A 19,691-nucleotide genomic window follows, 5' to 3' on the forward strand; every position below is an offset into this window, starting at 1 on the left:
AGAGCCGGGGACGCCCGAAAATCGGCGCTGCTGAGAGAATCGCTTGGTCCATCTGGAAGATTTGCTGTAGGGATTGCCCTACAGCAGCACCGTCAAATCAGCTTGTGCTCCATGGCGTACTTGACCAGTTCGGCCAACGAGTTGACCTTGAGCTTCTGCATCAACCGCGCCTTGTGGGTGCTGATGGTCTTGCTCGATAGCGCCAGCTGCTGGGCGATGTCGTTGACGTTGGCGCCCTGGGCCAGGCGCTCGAACACGGAAAATTCCCGCTCCGACAACAGCGTATGCAACGGCCGGCTTTCGGTCAGCCCCACCTCGAAGACCATGCGGTCGGCCAGCGCCGGGTCGATGTAGCGCCCGCCACCGGCCACCCGGCGAATCGCCGTCAGCAACAGCGCAGGGTCGCTGTCCTTGGTGGCATAGCCAGCGGCGCCGGCCTTCAGCGCGCGGGCAGCCATCTGCGCCTCGTTGTGCATCGACAGCATCAGGATCGCCGGTGCATCGTGCAGCGCACGGATCCGTGGAATCGCCTCCAGACCATTGACCCCTGGCATCGAAATATCCAGCAGCACCACTTCACACGGCGTATGGCGCAACGCCTCGAGCAGCTGCTCGCCATTTCCGGCTTCACCCACCACCTGCAGGTCCTTGGCCAGGCCGATCAATTGCTTGATGCCTTCCCGGACAATGGTGTGGTCTTCAGCCACCAGCACTCGTATCACGCTTGCTCTCCTACTCCAAGGGAATGGTCACGCTCAGGCGAGTGCCCTCGCCCGGTTCGCTGTGCAGCGCCATGCTGCCGCCGAGCATCAGCACCCGCTCGCGCACACCCACCAGGCCAAACGAGGCAGGCCGGGGCTGAGCCTGGCTGAAACCTGCTCCATCATCGCTGATGCTCAGGCGCAGGTGCGCTTGCTCGCGCACCAGCTCGATTTCCACGCTATGCGCGTGGGCATGGCGCATCACATTGGTCAGCGCCTCCTGCAGGATGCGGAACAGGCCTGTGGCTTTCGCATCGCTCAATGCTGGCAGATTGTCCGGCACCTGGACCAGACAGGGAATCTGCGTACGCGCCTCGAACCGCCGCGCCTGCCATTCGACCGCCGAGGCGATGCCCGCGTCGAGGATCGGCGGGCGCAGTGCGCTGGCCACGTCTCGAACCAGTTGAAACAGCTGGGCGATCGAACGCTTCATGCTGTCAAGGCGCTCGCGTAGCGCCGGGTCGAGGTCGGCGAATGCCAGCTCGCACATCGACACTTCCAGCTTGAGCACCGTGAGCATCTGCCCCAGTTCATCGTGCACTTCACGGGCGATACGGGCTTTTTCTTCTTCGCGAACGCTTTCCAGGTGCGCCGACAGCTCGCGCAGTTGTTCCTGAGAGCGGGCCAAGGCCAGCTCGGCGCGCTTGCCTTGGGTGATGTCCCAGACGATACCGTCCCACACCACCCGGCCGCTGGCCAGGCGGCGGGCACTGGCCTTGATGTCGGCCCAGCGCAGCTCGCCCTGACGGGTGAGCATGCGGCCTTGCCAGGACCAGTCCTGATGACGGGCGATGGCCAGGTCCTGGACCTGATGGTAGTCAGCCCGGTCGTCAGGGTGCACGAGATTGCGCAGGCCCATCTGCGGGTGCTGGATCTGTGCTGGGGTATAGCCGACCAGTGCCTCGCTGCCTTCACTGATATAGGGAAACTCCGGCTCGCCCTCGGCCGGCGCTGGTTCCAAGCGAAACACCAGGCCCGGCACGTTGCCAGCAATCCCCTTCAGGCGCGCCTCGCTTTCACGCAGTGCTGCCAGGGCGCGATGGCGCTCGGTGACGTCGGCCAGGTACACCACCAGGTATTCGGCATCGCGAAACCGCAGGAAGCTCAATGACAGCTCGACCGGTAGCAACACACCGTCGGCGCGCCGGCAGTGGCTTTCGAAGCGGCGCGCACCACTGACGCCTGCGCGGGCATCCTTCCACAGCTCGAGCCAGCGATCCATGCTCAGGTTCGGCTCGAAATCGCCCAATGGCCGCTCCAGCAACTGGCCTTCGGCATAGCCGAGCATCGCTTGCGCCGCCTGGTTGGCATAGCGCACGTGGCTGTCCCAGTTGACCCAGAGAATGCCCACGGTGCTCTGGTCGATGGCGAACTGGCTCAAGCGCAGCGCCTCTTCACGGCCCTGCCGCTCGCGCAGATTCTCGCGTGCGGTCAGCAGCCTGTGCTCGAGCTGCAGTTGCTGACGGCGCTGCCACACTAGCGTTGCCAGGGCGCAGAGCAGCAACAGGCCAAACAGCAAGGCGAGGTTCTGCCAGAACCCAGGCGACTCACTCAGGCGCGGGTATTTGGGTTGCAGCCAGCGTTGGTGCAATTGCTCCAGCTGCTTGGCGGGCACCGCTTGCAGCGCGCGCTCGAGCACTTCAGCCAGCACTGGCCAGTCGCGCCGTGAGGCGATGCGCAGCAACTGTGGCAGGCCGATGTCACCGACCACCACCAACTCGGCGAACTCGCTTTCGCGAGACAACCGGCTCAACTGCGCTTCATCGAGCACCGCGTAACTGGCCTGGCCACCGAGCACCGCCTGCAAGGCCTCGCGCTCGCTGGGCACCCCTTGCAGATTCAGCCCGCTGTAGTTGCCGCGCAGGTAATCGGCCAGGCCGCTGGGCATGCGCACCGCCACACGGGTTTGCCCATCGAGTTTTTCCAACTCCACCGCCATCGCCCCGGTACGCGGCCCCACCACCAGTTGCGGTACCCGCATGTACGGGTCGCTGAATAGCCACAAGCGCAAGCTGGACGGGGTCTGGGTAAGGCCTGGAGCGAAGTCGATCTCACCCGCCTGCAGGGCATGTTCAAGGCTCGCCTGGTCGGCGAAGTTGCGCCAGGTCAGGTCCAGCTTCAGCGCCTGCGCCAGCCAGTTGACCAGTTCGACGTTGGCCCCATAGAGCTGCTGCAGGCGGCGGTCGAACTGCACGTAAGGCGCCTGCAGCACCACGCCGACCCGCAAGCTGCGGTGGCTGTCGAGCCACTGTTGCTGGGCAGGTTCCAGGACCACAGGCGCGGGCCCTTCTGCCCTGGCCAGGGCGATCAAGGGCAGGCACAACCAGCCGATAACCACAAGGCGACGCAATCGCTTCATCCACACGCTCGTCTGGCAAGGACGGCCATGCAGCATGGCCGTCGCGGGCAAATACTATTAGGCTGCCGGTATCATTCTGGCCTTGGGTTGATTCATGTTGACACTTTATCGCACGACGCTGGCAATGTGCTGCCTGGCCTCGCTACTGCCACTCGGCGCGCTGGCCGCCGATGCCGAAACACCCGAAGCGGCCGCTGAAGCCGCCGCTCCCGCTACCCGCCCGCCGCTGCTCGAGCGCAGCCAGGAAGACGCCCAGGCCTTGGAGCGACGCTTGCCCAAAGCCGAGCAGCAAACCCTGCAAGCCGGCGCGGAGCCTTTTCTCGCGCTGTGGAAGCCGGCCAACGACAGCGATCCCCAGGGCGCGGTGATCATCGTGCCCGGCGCTGGCGAAAATGCCGACTGGCCCGATGCGGTCGGCCCGCTGCGACGCAAATTCCCTGACTTCGGCTGGCACAGCCTGAGCGTGAGCCTGCCCGACCTGCTCGCCGACGCGCCGCAGGCGCGCGTGGAAGCCACACCTGCCGCTGCGCCCGAGCCGGCCGCGGGCGAGAGCGCGCCGGTCAAGGACACGCCGGCCGATGCCAACGCCAATGTCGCCCAGGCCACCGCCGCCGATGCCGAGGTCGCACAAGGCACCGACGCCGAGCAGGCCAGCGAGCAGAATGATCAGGCCGACGCCGAGCGTATCTTCGCCCGCCTCGACGCCGCGGTGGCCTACGCGCAGCAACACAATGCCCGCAGTATCGTGTTGATCGGCCATGGCAGCGGGGCTTACTGGGCCGCCCGTTACCTGAGCGAGAAACAACCGCCGCAGGTACAGAAACTGGTGATGATCGCGGCGCAAACGCCAGCGCGGGTCGAGCACGACCTGCTGAGCCTGACCCCTACCCTGAAGGTCCCTACGGCCGATTTGTACTTCGCCACTCGCACCGTCGACCGGCATGCAGCCATGCAGCGCTTGCAAGCCAGCAAACGCCAGAAAGACAGCCACTACAAACAGTTGTCGCTGATCGCCATGCCGGCCAACAAGGCCGGCGAGCAGGAACAGCTGTTTCGCCGGGTCAGGGGCTGGATGAGCCCGCAGCAGTAAGACGGCCGGCGGGGTTTACAGGCCCCGCCGCTTGCGCACCAGGGCATAGGCCTGGTGCAGCTCGCGGGTGCGCTCGGTGGCCTCACGCACCTGCGCCTCGGTCGCGCCACTGCCAGCCAGTTTGTCCGGGTGATGGCGGCTTACCAAGCGTCGATACGCCTGCTTGAGCTGGTCGATCTCGGTGTCGGCCTGGACCCCGAGCAAGCGCAGCGCGCTGGCGTAGGTCATCACGCCCGCCGTCAGCGGGGCCTTGCGCGGCTCATACTCCTGCGACATCGCCTGCACCTGGCGCCGGCTCAGGCCCAGGGCGTGCCCCCAATCCAACAGCAGCTCACGTTCATGCCGACCGGCCTTGCCATCGGCCCAGGCCATGCGCCAACAAGCACGCAAGGTGCCCTCGGCCGCATGCGGCTGTTGACGGATCCGCCGCAAGTGCCCGCTGAGCCGATCTTTACCGGCCTTGCCGCGGTTGAACGCAGCAATCGCTCGCAGTCGCGCCGCTTCGGCCATGTCCAGGCGCAGCATTTCCTGGCGGGCCTGCTGGATATGCTGCTCGACAACCCGGCCGTCGCTCTTGGCCAGCCGCCCCAGCAGCACGAAGAGCAGCTCATCGTCAGCCAGCGCCGGACGCCCACTGAGGCGCTCGCGCAGGTCAGTCCAGCCCTGCACGCGCAGGCGCCGGTCCATGGCCTGGCCGAGCAGGCCACCGAGCAACGCGCCCGGGATACTGGCGACGGCGAAGCCTGCGCCGAGTCCGATTAGCGTGCCTGGCCACCACATCTCAGGCGCGCTCGCCGATCAAGCGCTCGGCTTCGGCCAGGCGCTCCACGGTGCCGACATCGACCCACTGCCCACGGTAGTGTTCGCCACTGACCTGACCGCCAGCCATCGCCTGACGCAACAGCGGCGCGAGCTTGAATGCCCCCGCCTGGCAGCCTTCGAACAGCGCCGGGTGCAGCACGGACAGGCCGCTGAAGGTCAAGGTGCCAGGAGCTTGATCGCCATCGCTGACCTGCCCGCCCTGCAGGCGAAAATCGCCGCGCCCATGATGGCCAGGGTTGTCCACCAGCACCAGGTGCGCCAGGCCCTGCAAGGGCGCACGCAACCGGGCCAGATCGTAATCGGTCCACACGTCGCCGTTGATCAGGGCGAAGGGTTGCTCGCCCAGCAGCGGCAATGCCTGGAAAATGCCGCCGCCAGTTTCCAGCGGCTCCCCTTCGGGCGAGTAACGGATGTGCAGGCCAAAACGGCTACCGTCGCCCAAGTGCGCCTCGATCTGCTGACCCAGCCAGGCATGATTGATCACCACCTCCTGGAAGCCGGCAGCGGCCAGCGCCCGCAGGTGGTATTCGATCAGCGGCTGGCCGGCCACCGGCAGCAGGGGTTTGGGGGTATGCAAGGTCAGCGGGCGCATGCGCTCGCCTTTGCCTGCCGCAAGAATCATCGCCTTCATTCATGCACTCCGGCTTGCAACTCGGCAATCAGCTGGCCGAGCTCGGCAAGCTCGGGACGACGGCTGATCACTTCATCTATATAGGCGAAGAAACGCGGGACGTCGGCCACATAACGTGGTTTTCCGTCGCGGTGGCAAATCCGCGCAAAGATGCCGATGACCTTCAAATGGCGCTGCACGCCCATCAGGTCGCTGGCACGCTGGAACGCCTCGAACGACGCCTGGACCGGAATACCGGCGCTGCGCGCCTGGTCCCAATAACTGCGCAGCCAGGTTTCGACCCGCGCTTGCGGCCAGCTGAGGAACGCGTCCTTGAACAGACAGGTGATGTCGTAGGTGACCGGGCCGTAGACCGCGTCCTGGAAATCCAGCACGCCAGGGTTGGGCGCACTGTGCATCAGGTTGCGCGGCATGTAGTCGCGATGCACCAGCACCTTGGGCTGGGCCAGGGCGCTGTCGATCAGCAGTTGGGTGACGCGCTGCCAGCTGGCCTGTTGCGCCGCGGTGAAGGTGCGGCCGAGTTCATGCTCGACATACCACTGCGGGAACAGCTCGACTTCGCGGCGCAGCAGGGCTTCGTCGTAGCTGGGCAATGGCCCGTCCAGCGGCAGGCGCTGCAGGGCTAGCAGCGCCTCGATAGCGTCGGCGAACAGGGCGTCGGCGTTGTCGTCCTGGATGATGTCCAGGTAGGTCTGGTGGCCCAGGTCGCCCAACAGCAGGAAGCCGCGCTCCAGGTCCTGGGCATGGATGTGCGGGACATGCACGCCGCCGCTGGCGAGTAGATGATCGATGGCGACGAACGGTCGGCAGTTTTCCTGGGGCGGTGGCGCGTCCATGATCACGAAACTGCGCCCGGCACCCTGCCAACGGAAGTAACGGCGGAAACTGGCGTCGCTGCTGGCGGCGGTCAGACTGCCTGCGGGCACGGCGCCCCAGGCGTTGTCGCGGTAAAGCCGATCGAGCTGCTCGTCGAGCCAGACCGTCAGGTGTTGCAGGCGTACATCGTGTTCAGGCATTACAAGGGTCTCCGACGGCCCTAGCCGTCAAGCGGGTCATGCTTTATTATCCAGCATCTTTTTCAGACCATCGAGAGGCGTGCGGCCCCCACACGCGGGCAGATGGCACGCAGGAAGCCCGGACTAATAAGATGGCATTGAAATCCCCCGCGTTTCGTAGAAAGTTCCCGTTGCTGGTAACCGGCGGTCTGCTGGCCCTGCAACCTCTGGCCACCTCTTACGTGGTGGCAGCCGAGCAGTTCGACTGCCAAGTGTCCGCCTCCGGTGGTTGGGACTGCAAGCCCAAGGCACCCGTGAACAACCTGCCTCCGCGCCCGGTACATGACGGTGCGGCACTTGCGTCGGGCAGCGAAGCTGCGCCCGCCGAAGCCGAAAGCGCTGACAAGCCGGTGCTGGTCACCGAGGCCAAGGGCCGCGGCCTGAAGTCGCGCAGCGAAGACTACAGCCACCTCGACTGGGTACCACGGGACAAGCTCACTGCCGCGCAGCTGGCCGAAACCGGCCCGTACTGCGGCGGTGCCTATATCGAGCCGACCCGTCCAGGCATGGCCGACAACACGCCCAAGGACGAGTCGCCCACCTACATCAACGCCAAGGTGTCCAAGTACCAGCAGGAGCAGCAGATCGCTACCCTGGCCGGTGACGTGGTCATGCGCCAGGGCAGCATGCAGGCCGAGGCCGACGAGGCCAACCTGTACCAGACCGAAAACCGCGGCGAGCTCAAGGGCAATGTGCGCATTCGCGACAACGGCTCGCTGGTCGTCGGTGACCAGGCGCAAATCCAGCTCGACACGGGCGAGGCCCAGGTCGACAACGCCGAATACGTGATGCACAAGTCGCACATCCGCGGCAACGCCCTGTACGCCAAGCGTGGCGAAAACGCCATCATCCGCTTGAAGGACGGTACGTACACCACGTGCGAACCTGGCAGCAACGCCTGGCAGCTCAAGGGCAACAACATCACCTTGAACCCGGCCACCGGCTTCGGTACGGCGACCAACGTCACCCTGCGGGTCAAGGATTTCCCGGTGTTCTACACACCGTACATCTACTTCCCGATCGACGACCGTCGCCAGTCCGGTTTCCTGCCGCCGTCGTTCAGCAGCACCAGCGACACCGGCTTCATGCTGGTGACGCCGTACTACTTCAACCTGGCCCCGAACTACGACGCCACGTTGTACCCGCGCTACATGACCAAGCGCGGCATGCTGATGGAAGGCGAGTTCCGCTACCTGACCGAAAGCAGCGAAGGTCAGTTCGGCGGTGCGTACCTCAACGACAAGAGCGACGACCGCAAAGATCAGACCGACTACGAGAAACAGCGTTGGATGATCAACTGGCAGCACAAAGGCGGCCTGGATTCGCGCCTGCTGACCGAAGTCGACTACACCGACATCAGCGACCCGTTCTACTTCCAGGACCTGGAAACCGACCAGCTCGGGGTCAAGAGCCAGGATATGGTCAACCAGCAAGGCGCCCTGACCTGGCGTGGCGATAGCTACACCGCCCGCTTGAACGCACAGGCGTACGAAATGGCGACCGTGTCGCAGATTACCCCGTACAACAAGCTGCCACAGATCACCCTCGACGGCGTGCTGCCGTTCCAGCCGGGTGGTCTGAACTTCGCCTACGAGACTGAAGCGGTACGCTTTGATCGCGATCTCAAAGACGATCTGGTGTTCGACAAGGATGGTAACCCCGACTTTACTGCCGGCGTGGTCCGCGATGCCAACGGCAATGTGCTTGGCGGCAAGCGTCTGGACGAGAACATCAGCGGCATCGCACGCGCCAACGGTACGCGCCTGAACTTCGCCCCTTCGATGAGCCTGCCGATGACGGCAAGCTACGGCTACATCACGCCGAAGCTCAAGTACGCCTACACGCACTACGACCTTGACCTGGATAGTCAGGGCAAGGCGCAGGCCATCGCACAGTCGGCCAATCCTGCTTATGGCAGCTACAACAGCACCCTGAACCGCGATATCCCGATCGCCTCGATCGACAGCGGCCTGTACTTCGACCGCAACACCTCGTTGTTCGGCACCAACTATCGCCAAACCCTCGAACCGCGCCTGTTCTACCTCTACGTCCCGTACAAGGACCAGAAAGACATTCCGCTGTTCGACTCGGGCGAAACGCTGTTCAGCTACGATTCGCTGTTCCGCGACAACCGCTTCTCCGGCACCGACCGCATCGGCGACGAGAACAAGCTGTCGCTGGGTGTGACCACCCGCTGGATCGAGGAAAACGGCTTCGAGCGGCAGAACTTCAGCATCGGCCAGGCCTACTACTTCAAGGACCGCAAGGTCCAGTTGCCAGGCATCGACTACCGCACCCGCAGCGATGCGCAGTCGGACGTGTCGCCGTACGCCCTGGTGTACAACTACTACTTCAACCGCGACTGGCGCTTCAATTCGGACTTCAACTGGGATCCGGACAGCAGCAGCACCCGTTCGGCCAGTGCGATGTTCCACTACCAGCCGGAAGACAACCCGAACAAGGTGGTCAACCTCGGTTATCGCTACCGCAACGACACCATCGCCTACGACTCCACCACCGGTACCTGGAAAGTGGGCGGCGGCGACTACGGTACGCCGGGCGATCCGAACTACATCAAGGATTACTACAAGATCCAGCAGCACGACTTCTCGGTCATCTGGCCGATCGTGCCGCAGTGGAGCGTGATTGCACGCTGGCAGCATGACTACAACCGTAACCGTACCCTGGAAGCCATGGGCGGTTTCGAGTACGACAACTGCTGCTGGAAGCTTCGCTTGATCAACCGTTACTGGATCGACTACGACGACTTCAGCCAGGCCACGCCACAGAACGAAAAAGGCGACCACGGCATCTTCCTGCAGATCGTGCTCAAAGGCCTCGGCGGCGTTGTGGGCAATAAAGTCGAATCGTTCCTCGACCAAGGCATTCAAGGTTATCGTACACGTGAAGACCAAGCTTATTGATCGACTGCGCCCGGTGTTGCTGGGCGCTGCATTGCTGAGTGGCGCGGTGCATGCCGCGGTACAACCCCTCGACCGCGTGGTGGCCATCGTCGACAACGACGTGGTCATGCAGAGCCAACTGGACCAGCGCGTCCACGAGGTGCAGCAGACCATCGCCAAGCGCGGCGGCGGCGTACCGCCGACCGGCGCACTGGAGCAGCAGGTGCTGGAACGCCTGATCGTCGAGAACCTGCAGCTGCAGATCGGCGAACGTTCGGGCATCCGCATCACCGACGAGGAACTGAACCAGGCCCTTGGCACCATTGCCCAGCGCAATGGCATGTCCCTGGAGCAGTTCCGCGCCGCCCTGTCCCGTGACGGCCTGTCGTTCGACGACGCCCGCGAGCAGGTCAAGCGCGAGATGATCATCAGCCGCGTGCGCCAGCGTCGCGTGGCCGAGCGCATTCAGGTGTCGGAGCAGGAGGTGAAGAACTTCCTCGCTTCCGACCTCGGCAAGATGCAGATGTCGGAAGACTATCGCCTGGCCAACATCCTGATCCCGACCCCGGAAGCCGCCAACTCCGACGACATTCAGAAGGCCGCGCGCAAGATCGGTGATCTCTACCAGCAACTGCGTCAGGGCGCTGACTTCGCGCAGCTGGCGATCGCCAACTCGGCGAGCGAGAACGCACTCGAAGGCGGTGAGATGGGCTGGCGTAAAGCCGCTCAGCTGCCACCTGATTTCGCCAAGATGCTCAGCAGCATGCCGGTGGGTGAAATCACCCAGCCCATCCGTATCCCCAACGGCTTCATCATCCTCAAGCTCGAGGAGAAGCGCGGTGGCGGCGAGAACGTGCTGCGTGACGAAGTCCACGTGCGTCATATCCTGATCAAACCGAGCGAGATCCGCAGCGAGGCGGCGACCGAGCAGCTGGCCGAGCGCCTGTATGAGCGCATCCAGAATGGCGAAGACTTCGCCGAACTGGCGAAAAGCTTCTCGGAAGACCCAGGTTCGGCGCTCAACGGCGGCGACCTCAATTGGGTCGACCCGAACAGCCTGGTGCCGGAGTTCCGCGAGCAAATGGCCAACGCCCAACAAGGCGTGGTGACCAAGCCGTTCAAGACCCAGTATGGCTGGCACGTCCTGGAAGTACTCGGCCGTCGCGCCACCGACAGCACCGAGCAGGCGCGTGAACAACAAGCACTGAACGTGTTGCGCAACCGCAAGTACGACGAAGAGCTGCAGACCTGGCTGCGCCAGATCCGCGACGAAGCCTACGTTGAAATCAAGCTGCCTGGCGCCGACCAGGCTGCACAGTGAAGCCCCTGCGCTTCGCCGTCACCCCCGGTGAACCAGCCGGCATAGGCCCCGACCTGTGCCTGCTGCTCGCCGCAGACGCCCAGCCCCATCCCCTGATCGCCATCACCAGCCGCGACCTGCTCGCCGAGCGGGCCACGCAGCTGGGGCTGGACGTCAGCCTGCTGCCGGTCGGCCCGGGCCAGTGGCCTGATCAGCCGGCCCCTGCTGGCGGCCTGTACGTCTGGGATACCCCGCTGGCAGTGCCCGTGGTGGCCGGACAACTGGCCAGCGCCAACGCCGCATTCGTGCTGCAGACCCTGACCCGCGCCGGGCAAGGTTGCCTGGATGGCGATTTCGCCGGGATGATCACCGCACCGGTGCACAAAGGCGTGATCAACGAAAGTGGCATCGCGTTTTCCGGCCATACCGAGTTTCTTGCCGAACTCACCGGCACCGCCCAGGTGGTGATGATGCTGGCCACCCACGGTCTGCGCGTGGCCCTGGTGACCACGCACCTGCCGCTGCGTGACATCGCCGAAGCGATCACTGCCGAGCGCGTGGAACGCGTGACCCGCATCCTGCATGCTGACATGCGCGACAAGTTCGGCATCGCCAATCCGCGCATCCTGGTCTGCGGCCTCAATCCGCATGCCGGGGAAGGCGGCCATCTCGGCCGCGAAGAAATCGACATCATCGAGCCGACACTGGCCCGTCTGCGCCGCGAGGGCATGGACCTGCGCGGCCCGCTGCCGGCCGATACCCTGTTTACCCCCAAATATCTGGAGCACTGCGACGCAGTGCTGGCGATGTATCACGACCAAGGCTTGCCGGTCCTCAAGTACAAGGGTTTCGGCGCGGCCGTGAACGTGACCTTGGGCTTGCCGATCGTCCGCACCTCGGTCGACCACGGCACCGCATTGGACCTGGCCGGCAGCGGCAAGGTCGACACCGGCAGCCTGCGCGTCGCCTTGCAAACCGCCTACCAGATGGCCGAGAACCGACCATGAACGAGCACTACCAACACCGGGCGCGCAAGCGCTTCGGTCAGAACTTCCTGCACGACGCAGGCATCATCGACCGCATTCTGCGGGCGATCAACGCCAAGGCAGGCGAACACCTGCTGGAAATCGGCCCCGGCCAGGGCGCCCTCACCGAAGGCTTGCTCGGCAGCGGCGCGCAGCTCGACGTGGTGGAGCTGGACAAGGACCTGGTGCCTATCCTGCAGCACAAGTTTGCCGGGCGCGGCAATTTCCGCCTGCACCAGGGCGATGCGCTGAAGTTCGACTTCAACCAGCTGGAAGTGCCCGCACGCAGCCTCAAGGTGGTCGGCAACCTGCCCTACAACATTTCCACCCCGCTGATTTTTCATCTGCTCAGCCACGCCGGCCTGATTCGCGACATGCACTTCATGCTGCAGAAGGAAGTGGTCGAGCGCATGGCTGCCGGCCCAGGCGGTGGCGACTGGGGCCGTCTATCGATCATGGTGCAGTACCACTGCCGCGTCGAACACCTGTTCAACGTCGGCCCTGGAGCCTTCAACCCACCGCCGAAGGTCGACTCGGCGATCGTGCGCCTGGTACCTCACGAGGTGCTGCCGCACCCGGCCAAGGATGCCCGCTTGCTCGAACAGGTGGTGCGCGAAGCGTTCAACCAGCGCCGCAAGACCCTGCGCAACACCCTCAAGGGCCTGCTCGACAGCGCAGCCATCGAGGCTGCCGGTGTCGATGGCAGCCTGCGCCCCGAACAGCTCGACCTGGCCGCCTTCGTGCGCCTGGCCGATCAGCTGGCCGATCAGCAAGGCTGACCAGCTCTGCCCTGCCTCTTCGCCTGAAGGCCGGATCCGCGATCCGGCCTTCGCGCATCCCAGCCTGATACCTGGGCTGGCTATACGTCACCCAAGCCCCACACCGCTGGCCCTGCGCCCTCTCAATGGCCTAGACTGCATCATTGCGTCAGTTCGCCCAAGGCCCTTGCATGTCCGACCCCCGCTATCAGATCGACGTCAGCGTCGTGACCCGTTATTTGAAAGATCAATCCGACCCCGAAAGCAGTCGCTATGCCTTCGCCTACACCATCACCGTGCAAAACAACGGCTCGGTCAAAGCCAAGCTGTTGTCGCGCCACTGGCTGATCACCAACGGTGACGGCGAAGTCGAAGAAGTACGCGGTGCCGGCGTGGTCGGCAAGCAACCGACGATCGAGCCTGGCATGAGCCACACCTACAGCAGTGGCGCTGTGATCAGCACGCGCGTCGGCACCATGCAGGGCAGCTACGAAATGTTCGCCGAAGACGGCAAACGCTTCGAAGCCGAAATCGCCCCGTTCCGCCTCGCCGTCCCTGGGGCGCTGCACTGATGGCTACCTACGCCGTCGGTGATCTGCAAGGTTGCCTGCAGCCGCTCAAATGCCTGCTCGCCGAGGTCAACTTCGACCCGGCCGTGGACCGCCTGTGGCTGGTCGGCGACCTGGTCAATCGTGGCCCGGAATCGCTGGAAACCCTGCGTTACCTGTATTCGATCCGCCACGCCCTGGTGTGCGTATTGGGCAATCATGACCTGCACCTGCTGGCCGCCTGGCATAACGTCGAACGGCTCAAGAAAAGCGACACCCTGCGCGAAATCATCGAGGCGCCCGACGCCGATCAGCTGTTCGACTGGTTGCGCCAGCAGAAGCTGCTGCATTACGACGAACCGCGCGGCATCGCCTTGGTACATGCCGGTATCCCGCCGCAGTGGACCCTGGGCCAAGCACTCAAGCTGGCCGCCGAAGTCGAGCAGGTACTGCGCGACGACAACCGGCTGAAGCTCTATCTGGACGGCATGTACGGCAACGAGCCGAACAAGTGGAGCAAGCAGCTGAGCGGTGTCGAGCGCTTGCGCGTGATCACCAATTACTTCACGCGCATGCGCTTCTGCACCGCCACCGGCAAGCTCGACCTCAAGAGCAAGGAGGGCCTCGACAGCGCGCCCAAGGGCTACAAGCCCTGGTATGCGCACAAGGATCGCCGCTCACGCCATGTCACCATCATCTTCGGCCATTGGGCCGCACTGGAGGGCAAGGTCGACGAACCCGGGGTCATCGCCCTCGATACCGGCTGCGTCTGGGGCGGCGCCATGACCCTGTACAACGTCGACACCGGCGCTTACCACCGCTGCGACTGCGCCGACGGCGGCAGCGTGCGCCAGCTGGCGCCAACCTCTACACTCAACGATCAGACCTGAAGGAAAGCCCAGCCATGAGCGAATTCAAACGCATCCCTCCCGAGCAGGCCTTGGCCTTGCGCGCGCAAGGTGCGGTGGTCGTCGACATTCGCGACCCGCAAGCCTACGCCGCCGGCCACATCACCGGGGCCCAGCACCTGGACAACCACTCGGTGGCCGATTTCATCCGCAATGCCGACCTGGACGCGCCGACCCTGGTGGTCTGCTATCACGGCAATTCGAGCCAGAGCGCTGCAGCCTACTTGGTCGGGCAAGGGTTTTCCGACGTCTACAGCGTCGATGGCGGCTTCGAGCTATGGCGCGCCACCTACCCTGCAGAAACCGCCCAAGGGCCTGCCGAATAATTTTTTCATCTTGACTGCAGCCCGCGCCCCACGCGGGCTGGCACCCTACCTGACGAACGGTAGCAGGCAACTTCTTCCCCGCTCGCCCTTGACCTTGCAGATAACCAACTATCCTTAAGCGCAGGCCATCCAAAAAAGGGGAGAGCCGGTACACCGGCGTGCGGGTCATCGGTAGCGTTCCAAGGTGTTCTGGGGGGTATACAGCAGTCGGTCCAAGCCGATTGCATGCCAGCATCAGCTGACTGATCCGGCGTCGTCTCCACGTATCGAGCGAGGTGACGTCATGAGTATTTTTAGCCACTTCCAAAACCGCTTCGAATCAACGCGTCAGGAAGAACTCACGCTGCAGGAGTACCTCGAGCTGTGCAAAGAGGATCGCAGCGCCTACGCATCGGCGGCTGAGCGGCTGCTGCTCGCCATCGGTGAGCCAGAGCTGATCGACACCTCCACCAACTCCAGGCTGTCGCGAATCTTCTCCAATAAGGTGATTCGCCGGTATCCGGCCTTTGCCGACTTCCATGGCATGGAAGAGTGCATCGACCAGATCGTTTCCTACTTCCGCCACGCCGCCCAAGGCCTGGAAGAGAAGAAACAGATCCTCTATCTGCTGGGCCCGGTAGGCGGCGGCAAGTCGTCGCTGGCCGAAAAACTCAAGCAGCTGATGGAAAAGGTGCCGTTCTACGCGATCAAGGACTCGCCAGTATTCGAATCGCCGCTGGGTCTGTTCAACGCCACCGAAGACGGCGCCATCCTCGAAGAGGAATACGGTATTTCGCGTCGCTACCTGAACACCATCATGTCCCCGTGGGCCACCAAGCGCCTGCAGGAATTCGGCGGTGACATCAGCAAGTTCAAAGTGGTCAAGCTCTACCCTTCGATCCTCAACCAGACCGCCATCGCCAAGACCGAGCCTGGCGACGAGAACAACCAGGACATCTCGGCCCTGGTGGGTAAGGTCGATATCCGCAAACTCGAGGAATTTCCACAAAACGACGCCGACGCCTACAGCTATTCGGGCGCACTGTGCCGGGCCAACCAGGGCCTGATGGAATTCGTCGAGATGTTCAAGGCGCCGATCAAGGTCCTGCACCCGCTGCTCACTGCCACCCAGGAAGGTAACTACAACAGCACCGAAGGCCTGGGCGCGATCCCCTACTCCGGGATCCTGCTGGCGCACTCCAACGAATCGGAGTGGCACACCTTCCGCAACAACAAGAACAACGAGGCATTCATCGACCGGATCTACATCGTCAAGGTGCCGTACTGCCTGCGCGTCAGCGACGAAATCAAGATCTACGACAAACTGCTGATCAACAGTTCGCTGTCCAAGGCGCACTGCGCGCCAGACACACTCAAGATGCTCGCCCAGTTCACCGTGCTGTCGCGCCTCAAGGAGCCGGAAAACTCGAACATCTACTCCAAGATGCGCGTGTACGACGGTGAGAACCTCAAAGACACCGACCCCAAGGCCAAGTCGATCCAGGAGTATCGCGACTCAGCAGGCGTGGACGAGGGCATGAACGGCCTGTCGACCCGGTTCGCGTTCAAGATTCTGTCCAAGGTATTCAACTTCGACCCGCATGAGGTCGCCGCCAACCCGGTGCACCTGTTGTATGTGCTCGAGCAGCAGATCGAGCAGGAACAATTCCCTGCCGAAGTGCGTGAACGCTATCTGCGCTACCTCAAGGAATACCTGGCACCGCGCTACATCGAATTCATCGGCAAGGAAATTCAAACTGCCTACCTGGAATCCTACAGCGAGTACGGCCAGAACATCTTCGACCGGTATGTGCTCTACGCTGACTTCTGGATCCAGGATCAGGAGTACCGCGACCCGGAAACTGGCGAAATCCTCAACCGGATCGCCCTCAACGAAGAGCTCGAGAAAATCGAGAAGCCTGCAGGCATCAGCAATCCGAAGGATTTCCGCAACGAAATCGTCAACTTCGTCCTGCGTGCCCGCGCCAACAACAACGGCAAGAATCCGAGCTGGCTCAGCTATGAAAAACTGCGGGTGGTGATCGAGAAGAAAATGTTCTCCAACACCGAGGACCTGCTGCCGGTCATCAGCTTCAACGCCAAGGCCAGCAAGGAAGATCAACAGAAACACAACGACTTCGTCACGCGGATGGTGGAGCGTGGCTATACCGACAAACAGGTGCGCCTGCTGTCGGAATGGTACCTGCGGGTCAGGAAATCGCAATAAAGAGGCGAGCTACTAGCGGCAAGCCACAAGCTGTCAGCGCCGAGCTCACGCCCGGCGCCACTATCTGCAGCAGCGATGACTGCGCTTACCTGCAGCTTGAAGCTTGCCGCTTGAAGCTTATGGCCTGTGGCTTGCAGCTGCTCCAGCTACCGGAGGGACCATGAGCTACGTTATCGACCGACGCCTTAATGGCAAGAACAAAAGTACGGTCAATCGCCAGCGCTTCTTGCGGCGTTACCGTGAACACATCAAGAAGGCCGTCGAAGAAGCTGTCAGCCGCCGCTCCATCATGGACATGGAACATGGCGAGCAGATCAGCATTCCGGGACGCGACATCGACGAACCGGTGCTGCACCATGGCCGCGGTGGCAAGCAGACCATCGTCCACCCTGGCAACAAGGAATTCACGGCGGGCGAGCATATCGCCAGGCCGCAGGGTGGCGGCGGCGGGGGCGGCCGGGGCAAAGCCGGTAATTCCGGCGATGGCATGGACAACTTCGTCTTTCAGATCACCCAGGAAGAATTCCTGGAGTTCATGTTCGAAGACCTGGAACTGCCCAACCTGGTCAAGCGTCACCTGACCGGAGCCGACACGTTCAAGACCGTGCGCGCTGGCATTGCCAACGAGGGCAACCCGTCGCGCATCAACATCGTACGCACCCTGCGTTCGGCGCATGCACGGCGTATCGCCCTGACCGGCAGCAGCCGCGCTCTGCTGCGCCAGGCCCAGAAGGAGCTGGCGCGCCTGAAGGTCGAGGAGCCAGACAACTTCAGCGACATTCAGGAAGTCGAGCAGGAGATCGAGCGGCTCAAGGCGCGGATCAACCGCCTGCCCTTCCTCGATACCTTTGACCTCAAATACAACTTGCTGGTCAAGCAACCCAATCCCAGCTCCAAGGCGGTGATGTTCTGCCTGATGGATGTGTCCGGGTCAATGACCCAGGCCACCAAGGACATCGCCAAGCGCTTCTTCATCCTGCTTTACCTGTTCCTCAAGCGAAACTACGACCGCATCGAGGTGGTTTTCATCCGCCATCACACCAGCGCCCGGGAAGTCGACGAGGAAGAGTTCTTCTACTCGCGCGAAACCGGCGGCACCATCGTGTCCAGCGCGCTGAAGATGATGCAGGAAATCATGGCCGAACGGTACCCGGCGGCCGACTGGAACATCTACGCCGCTCAGGCCTCCGACGGCGACAACTGGAACGACGACTCGCCGATCTGTCGCGATATCCTGGCCAAGCAGATCATGCCTCACGTGCAGTACTACACTTACGTCGAGATCACCCCCCGCGAGCATCAGGCCTTGTGGTACGAGTACGAGCGGATCGGCGAAGCCTTCCCTGACACGTTTGCCCAGCAGCAGTTAGTCTCGGCCGGTGATATTTATCCGGTCTTCCGTGAACTCTTCCAGCGCAGGTTAGCCACATGACCGCCAGAGCACAGAGACGCCAACCCATTTCCACCGGCTCGGAGTGGACGTTCGAGCTCATCCAGACCTACGACCGCGAAATCAGCCGCCTGGCCGAGCGCTACGCCCTGGACACCTATCCCAATCAGATCGAGGTGATCACTGCCGAGCAGATGATGGATGCCTACGCCTCGGTGGGCATGCCGCTGGGCTATCACCACTGGTCCTATGGCAAACAGTTTCTCAATACCGAGAAATCCTACAGCCGCGGGCAGATGGGCCTGGCGTACGAAATCGTCATCAACTCCGACCCATGCATCGCCTACCTCATGGAAGAGAACACCATGTGCATGCAGGCACTGGTGATCGCGCACGCCTGCTACGGCCACAACAGCTTCTTCAAAGGCAATTACCTGTTCCGGACCTGGACCGATGCTACCTCGATCATCGATTACCTGGTGTTTGCCAAGCAGTACATCGCCCAGTGCGAAGAGCGCCATGGCATCGATGCCGTCGAGGACCTGATCGACTCCTGCCACGCCCTGATGAACTACGGTGTCGACCGTTACAAGCGGCCCTACCCCATCTCTGCCGAGGAGGAACGCCGCCGGCAAAAGGACCGCGAGGAGCACCTGCAGCGGCAGATCAACGACCTCTGGCGCACCATCCCCAAGAGCGCCGACAAGGGCGGCGAGCGTGATGACGCGCGTTTCCCGGCCGAACCCCAGGAAAACATCCTCTACTTCATCGAGAAAAACGCCCCACTGCTGGAGCCTTGGCAGCGGGAGGTGGTGCGCATCGTGCGCAAGATCGCCCAGTACTTCTACCCACAGCGGCAAACCCAAGTAATGAACGAGGGTTGGGCGACCTTCTGGCACTACACCCTGATGAACGATCTGTACGACGAGGGCTTGATCACCGAAGGCTTCATGATGGAGTTCTTGCAGTCGCACACCAGCGTGGTATTCCAACCCGGCTTCGACAGCCCCTACTACAACGGCATCAACCCGTATGCGCTGGGCTTCGCCATGTACATGGACATTCGTCGCATGTGCGAAAACCCAACCGAGGAGGACCGTCGCTGGTTCCCGGACATTGCGGGGGCCGACTGGCTGTCGACCGTCAAGTTTGCGATGAGCAGCTTCAAGGATGAGAGCTTCATCTTGCAGTACCTGTCACCCAAAGTGATCCGCGACTTGAAGCTGTTCAGCATCCTCGATGACGACCAACGCGACGATCTGCTGGTGCCGGCGATTCATGACGAGGCCGGTTACCGTACCATTCGCGAACAGTTGGCGGCCCAGTACAACCTCGGCAACCGCGAGCCCAACGTTCAGATCTGGAGCATCGACCGGCGCGGCGATCGCTCGCTGACCCTGCGCCACCAACAACACAACCGCAAACCGTTGGGCGAATCCACCGAAGAAGTCCTCAAGCACCTGCACCGCTTGTGGGGCTTCGATATTCACCTGGAAACCGTCCAGGGCGACCAGGTGGTCAAGACCCATCACATGCCCCCACGCGGGGAGCATGGCGAAGGCGCCGACTATGGGCGCATGGACCTCGCCGTGATCCATCACCTCTGATG

Annotated in this window: 16 protein-coding genes; 11 read left to right on the forward strand and 5 right to left on the reverse strand. The window is 62.9% G+C overall.

Going from position 1 to position 19,691, the window contains the following annotated elements; all coding sequences use genetic code 11:
• Positions 1-92: 92 nt before the first annotated feature.
• Together FS665_RS03420 and FS665_RS03425 are read right to left on the reverse strand one after the other, a co-directional pair.
• Positions 93-722 carry a response regulator transcription factor gene (locus tag FS665_RS03420; protein WP_145183451.1) on the reverse strand — a complete coding sequence of 210 codons (630 nt, stop codon included), beginning with the start codon at positions 720-722 and terminating at the stop codon, positions 93-95.
• Positions 723-732: 10 nt separating this feature from the next.
• A complete protein-coding gene (locus FS665_RS03425; RefSeq protein ID WP_145183454.1) occupies positions 733-3,120 on the reverse strand; it encodes a PAS domain S-box protein in 2,388 nt (795 codons plus the stop codon).
• Between the two features lie 94 nt (positions 3,121-3,214).
• On the opposite strand from FS665_RS03425, the gene FS665_RS03430 reads away from it, so the two are divergent.
• Entirely contained in the window at positions 3,215-4,210 is a 996-nt protein-coding gene (locus FS665_RS03430; protein WP_145183457.1) for an alpha/beta hydrolase family protein, read from the forward strand.
• Positions 4,211-4,225: 15 nt separating this feature from the next.
• Here the strand turns inward: FS665_RS03430 and FS665_RS03435 are convergent, their stop codons facing one another.
• The 3 genes from FS665_RS03435 to FS665_RS03445 are packed head-to-tail and all read right to left on the reverse strand — an operon-like array spanning position 4,226 to position 6,679.
• Entirely contained in the window at positions 4,226-4,990 is a 765-nt protein-coding gene (locus FS665_RS03435) for a TerB family tellurite resistance protein (protein ID WP_145183460.1), read from the reverse strand.
• 1 nt (position 4,991) lies between these two features.
• Positions 4,992-5,663 carry an N-acetylmuramate alpha-1-phosphate uridylyltransferase MurU gene (gene murU / locus FS665_RS03440; RefSeq protein WP_145183463.1) on the reverse strand — a complete coding sequence of 224 codons (672 nt, stop codon included), beginning with the start codon at positions 5,661-5,663 and terminating at the stop codon, positions 4,992-4,994.
• On the reverse strand, positions 5,660-6,679 hold the full coding sequence (locus tag FS665_RS03445; protein ID WP_145183466.1) for an aminoglycoside phosphotransferase family protein: 1,020 nt from the start codon (positions 6,677-6,679) through the stop codon (positions 5,660-5,662). The genes murU and FS665_RS03445 overlap by 4 nt, the downstream gene beginning before the upstream one ends.
• A gap of 131 nt (positions 6,680-6,810) precedes the next feature.
• On the opposite strand from FS665_RS03445, the gene FS665_RS03450 reads away from it, so the two are divergent.
• The 10 genes from FS665_RS03450 (at position 6,811) to FS665_RS03495 (ending at position 19,689) form a co-directional block, all read left to right on the forward strand.
• The gene (locus FS665_RS03450; protein WP_145183469.1) at positions 6,811-9,642 is read left to right on the forward strand and encodes an LPS-assembly protein LptD; all 2,832 of its coding nucleotides are present in this window, start codon (positions 6,811-6,813) and stop codon (positions 9,640-9,642) included.
• Positions 9,623-10,942, forward strand: a complete 1,320-nt coding sequence (locus FS665_RS03455; protein ID WP_145183472.1) for a peptidylprolyl isomerase — start codon at positions 9,623-9,625, stop codon at positions 10,940-10,942. Before FS665_RS03450 ends, FS665_RS03455 begins: the two co-directional genes overlap by 20 nt.
• Positions 10,939-11,928, forward strand: coding sequence for a 4-hydroxythreonine-4-phosphate dehydrogenase PdxA (gene pdxA / locus FS665_RS03460; protein WP_145183475.1), 990 nt, complete (start codon positions 10,939-10,941; stop codon positions 11,926-11,928). The genes FS665_RS03455 and pdxA overlap by 4 nt, the downstream gene beginning before the upstream one ends.
• Positions 11,925-12,725, forward strand: coding sequence for a 16S rRNA (adenine(1518)-N(6)/adenine(1519)-N(6))-dimethyltransferase RsmA (gene rsmA, locus FS665_RS03465; protein WP_145183478.1), 801 nt, complete (start codon positions 11,925-11,927; stop codon positions 12,723-12,725). Before pdxA ends, rsmA begins: the two co-directional genes overlap by 4 nt.
• Positions 12,726-12,895: 170 nt before the next feature.
• Complete coding sequence (gene apaG / locus FS665_RS03470; RefSeq protein WP_145183481.1) at positions 12,896-13,276, forward strand: Co2+/Mg2+ efflux protein ApaG; 381 nt, start codon at positions 12,896-12,898, stop codon at positions 13,274-13,276.
• On the forward strand, positions 13,276-14,142 hold the full coding sequence (locus FS665_RS03475) for a symmetrical bis(5'-nucleosyl)-tetraphosphatase (RefSeq protein WP_145183484.1): 867 nt from the start codon (positions 13,276-13,278) through the stop codon (positions 14,140-14,142). Before apaG ends, FS665_RS03475 begins: the two co-directional genes overlap by 1 nt.
• A gap of 14 nt (positions 14,143-14,156) precedes the next feature.
• Positions 14,157-14,486 carry a thiosulfate sulfurtransferase GlpE gene (glpE, locus tag FS665_RS03480; protein WP_145183487.1) on the forward strand — a complete coding sequence of 110 codons (330 nt, stop codon included), beginning with the start codon at positions 14,157-14,159 and terminating at the stop codon, positions 14,484-14,486.
• A gap of 283 nt (positions 14,487-14,769) precedes the next feature.
• Positions 14,770-16,692, forward strand: a complete 1,923-nt coding sequence (locus FS665_RS03485) for a PrkA family serine protein kinase (protein ID WP_145183491.1) — start codon at positions 14,770-14,772, stop codon at positions 16,690-16,692.
• 160 nt (positions 16,693-16,852) lie between these two features.
• Positions 16,853-18,124: a YeaH/YhbH family protein gene (locus FS665_RS03490; protein WP_145183494.1), complete on the forward strand. Its 1,272-nt coding sequence runs from the start codon at positions 16,853-16,855 to the stop codon at positions 18,122-18,124.
• Positions 18,121-19,689 (forward strand): SpoVR family protein, encoded by a 1,569-nt coding sequence (locus FS665_RS03495; RefSeq protein ID WP_145183497.1) that lies wholly within the window; start codon positions 18,121-18,123, stop codon positions 19,687-19,689. Before FS665_RS03490 ends, FS665_RS03495 begins: the two co-directional genes overlap by 4 nt.
• The last annotated feature ends 2 nt before the right edge of the window (positions 19,690-19,691 follow it).

Source organism: Pseudomonas sp. URMO17WK12:I11 (assembly GCF_007677725.1).
Classification (GTDB): domain Bacteria; phylum Pseudomonadota; class Gammaproteobacteria; order Pseudomonadales; family Pseudomonadaceae; genus Aquipseudomonas.

Excerpts from the sequence above, each read along its gene's own strand:
- FS665_RS03475 (WP_145183484.1), top strand. The coding sequence starts at position 13,276 with ATGGCTACCTACGCCGTCGGTGATCTGCAAGGTTGCCTGCAGCCGCTC.
- murU (WP_145183463.1), bottom strand. The coding sequence starts at position 5,663 with ATGAAGGCGATGATTCTTGCGGCAGGCAAAGGCGAGCGCATGCGCCCG.
- FS665_RS03450 (WP_145183469.1), top strand. The coding sequence starts at position 6,811 with ATGGCATTGAAATCCCCCGCGTTTCGTAGAAAGTTCCCGTTGCTGGTA.
- FS665_RS03445 (WP_145183466.1), bottom strand. The coding sequence starts at position 6,679 with ATGCCTGAACACGATGTACGCCTGCAACACCTGACGGTCTGGCTCGAC.
- FS665_RS03430 (WP_145183457.1), top strand. The coding sequence starts at position 3,215 with ATGTTGACACTTTATCGCACGACGCTGGCAATGTGCTGCCTGGCCTCG.
- apaG (WP_145183481.1), top strand. The coding sequence starts at position 12,896 with ATGTCCGACCCCCGCTATCAGATCGACGTCAGCGTCGTGACCCGTTAT.
- FS665_RS03490 (WP_145183494.1), top strand. The coding sequence starts at position 16,853 with ATGAGCTACGTTATCGACCGACGCCTTAATGGCAAGAACAAAAGTACG.
- rsmA (WP_145183478.1), top strand. The coding sequence starts at position 11,925 with ATGAACGAGCACTACCAACACCGGGCGCGCAAGCGCTTCGGTCAGAAC.
- FS665_RS03495 (WP_145183497.1), top strand. The coding sequence starts at position 18,121 with ATGACCGCCAGAGCACAGAGACGCCAACCCATTTCCACCGGCTCGGAG.
- FS665_RS03485 (WP_145183491.1), top strand. The coding sequence starts at position 14,770 with ATGAGTATTTTTAGCCACTTCCAAAACCGCTTCGAATCAACGCGTCAG.
- FS665_RS03425 (WP_145183454.1), bottom strand. The coding sequence starts at position 3,120 with ATGAAGCGATTGCGTCGCCTTGTGGTTATCGGCTGGTTGTGCCTGCCC.
- FS665_RS03435 (WP_145183460.1), bottom strand. The coding sequence starts at position 4,990 with ATGTGGTGGCCAGGCACGCTAATCGGACTCGGCGCAGGCTTCGCCGTC.
- glpE (WP_145183487.1), top strand. The coding sequence starts at position 14,157 with ATGAGCGAATTCAAACGCATCCCTCCCGAGCAGGCCTTGGCCTTGCGC.